This window comes from Methanosaeta sp. UBA458 (assembly GCF_002496085.1).
Classification (GTDB): Archaea; Halobacteriota; Methanosarcinia; order Methanotrichales; family Methanotrichaceae; genus Methanothrix; species Methanothrix soehngenii.
This window is the reverse complement of sequence record NZ_DAIK01000045.1, coordinates 1,802-3,876: the sequence shown is the minus strand read 5'-3', so window position 1 is coordinate 3,876 and position 2,075 is coordinate 1,802. Positions and strand designations below refer to the sequence as shown.

Sequence of the window (2,075 nt, the reverse complement as noted above, 5' to 3'; positions counted from 1 at the left end):
CTTTGTGGTTGGGTCAGAGCATAGCGGTTCACCACATAGGCATGGAGACGCAGAGAATTTGCGATTCAGTTCACCCATGCAAATAACGAGGAGCCTCTTCCTTTTTGCCAGATTTATCATTTCATGGAAAGGGATATCCTCTTTCTCTCCAGGTCCACATCCAGTACCTTCACCATGACCTTCTGCCGAACCCTCACCACGTCCCCCGGCACCGGGACATAACTTTTGGCAAGCTCGCTTTTGTGCACCAGGCCATCCTGATGCACACCCACATCCACGAAAGCTCCAAAGGATGTGACATTGGTCACAATGCCGGGAACGCTCATTCCCACCAGCAGGTCGCCGATCTCGTTTATGCCCGGGGCAAAGCTGAAGGCCTCGTACTCCCGGCGCGGATCTCTCCCCGGCCGGAAGAGCTCATTTAATATGTCCTGAAGGGTGCAGAGGCCGACGCCCTCCTCCTGGTTCATGTAGTCCTCCAGACTCAGTCCCGACAAAAGCCTCTCGTTCTCCACCAGCTCGCTGATAGAGACCCCGAGATCCTTTGCCATTCTCTCCACAATCGGATATCTCTCGGGATGCACGGCCGTGCGATCCAGCGGATTGTCCCCATCGTGAATGCGCAGAAATCCCGCCGCCTGCTCGAAGGCCTTCGGCCCCAGGCGGGGGACAGCCAGCAGATCCCGGCGGGAGCGGAATGGTCCGTGCTCATTTCTGTATCTCACCACTGCCTCTGCCAGCTTCGGCCCCAGGCCGGAGACCCGGGCCAAAAGCTCAATGCTCGCGGCATTGACATCCACGCCCACCTGATTCACGCAGGCCGCAACCACATCGTCTAAAGAGCGGCCAAGGCTTGATGGGTCCACGTCATGCTGGTACTGGCCGACACCAATAGCCTGGGGCTCGATCTTGACCAGCTCTGCCAGAGGATCCTGCAGTCGCCTGCCTATGGAGACAGCACCACGCACCGTGGCATCCTGATCTGGAAACTCGCTCCGCGCTCTTGCAGAGGTGGAATAGACTGAGGCTCCCGACTCATTGACAGGAACTATCGATATGCTTCGAGGCAGATTGAGCCTGCGCAGAAATGATTCCGTCTCCCTACCAGCAGTGCCATTGCCCACTGCGATCACCTCCACATCATTTTCCTGGCAGATCCTGGCCACCTTTGATCCCGCCTCTCGGGTCTTATTATGAGGCTCATGAGGGTATATCACATCGCTCTTGATCAGCCGGCCCAGTGGGTCGAGAACCACCAGCTTGCAGCCGGTGCGAAAACCCGGATCTACCGCCAGGACGCATCTTCTGCCCAGGGGTGGCTCTAAGAGAAGCTGGCGGAGGTTATCGGCAAAGATCTCTATCGCCTTCTCCTCCGCCCGCTGACGGGCTATAGATATCGTCTCCGTCTCAAGGGACGGGGCAAGAAGCCTGCGAAAAGAGTCCTGGGCGGCAGCCATGACCATGCCGGATGCCGGGCCGTCCCCCTTAATGAATATCTCCTCCAAGACCGCCAGGGCGTCATCTTCGTTCACCGCCAGGCGCAAGCTGAACACCCCCCTCTTGGCCCCTCGGAGGGCGGCCAGCAGACGGTGGGAACTCATGCGGGCAATGGGCTCGGAAAGCTCCAGATAGTCCCTGAACTTGCCCTCCTCCGGATGAGCATTCCCGGCCTTCGCCCGGCTCTCGAGGACGCCCGCGGACCAGAAGAGGGATCTCAATTCAGATCGGGCCCTAATATCCTCGCTGATACATTCGGCTATTATGTCCATAGCCCCCTGGATAGCCTCATAGACCGATGATACGCCCTTTTCGGGATCGATATAGAGGGCAGCCTCCTCTTCAGGATCGCGTTCTCTCTCATCCTGAGCGAGGATGATCCGGGCCAGGGTCTCCAGGCCGCGCTCTTTGGCCACCATAGCCCGGGTTCGTCTCTTGGGCCGGAAGGGAAGATAGATGTCCTCCAGCTCCGCCAAGCTTACAGCCTTCGATAGCTTCTCCTCGATCTCGGCGGTCAGCTGATTCTGTCTGGCCAAAGAGCGAATGATTGCTATTCTCCTTTCATCCATCAGTCTGGA

1 protein-coding gene is annotated in these 2,075 nt (G+C 58.0%); it reads right to left on the bottom strand.

Annotation, left to right across the window (positions count from 1 at the left end):
• Positions 1 to 116: 116 nt before the first annotated feature.
• Positions 117 to 2,075, bottom strand: a 1,959-nt coding sequence (locus tag BP822_RS03095; RefSeq protein WP_286877719.1) for a Tex family protein, incomplete at its 5' end; no start/stop codon positions are given.